This is a genomic window from uncultured Jannaschia sp., from assembly GCF_947494055.1.
GTDB lineage: Bacteria > Pseudomonadota > Alphaproteobacteria > Rhodobacterales > Rhodobacteraceae > Jannaschia.
The window spans coordinates 1-241 of sequence record NZ_CANLTR010000246.1 but is presented as its reverse complement, the minus strand read 5'-3'; the positions used below and the strand labels follow the sequence as shown (position 1 = coordinate 241).

General features: G+C 63.9%; 1 pseudogene. It reads right to left on the bottom strand.

Annotated elements, in window-relative coordinates:
* Positions 1-5: 5 nt before the first annotated feature.
* Positions 6-241, bottom strand: a pseudogene (locus tag Q1A87_RS24025) (response regulator); the annotation flags it as partial.

Here is a 241-nt window from a genome sequence, read left to right as displayed (position 1 = left end):
GTCTCTCAGGTCATGCGGGCAAGAACGGCGACAAGGGCAGTCGGCGGCGCAGGCTTTTGCAACAGCGGCGCGCCCGTACGCTTCACGACAGGCTCGTCGGTCCGTGCATGTCCACTATGCAACACGAAAGGCACCCCGAGTCCCAACAGCCTCAGCGCCACGGTCTCGCAAGTCCGCTCACCAAGATGGACGTCAAGTATGGCAGCGTCGATGTCGATGCCAGTGCCCGCCTCCCTGACGG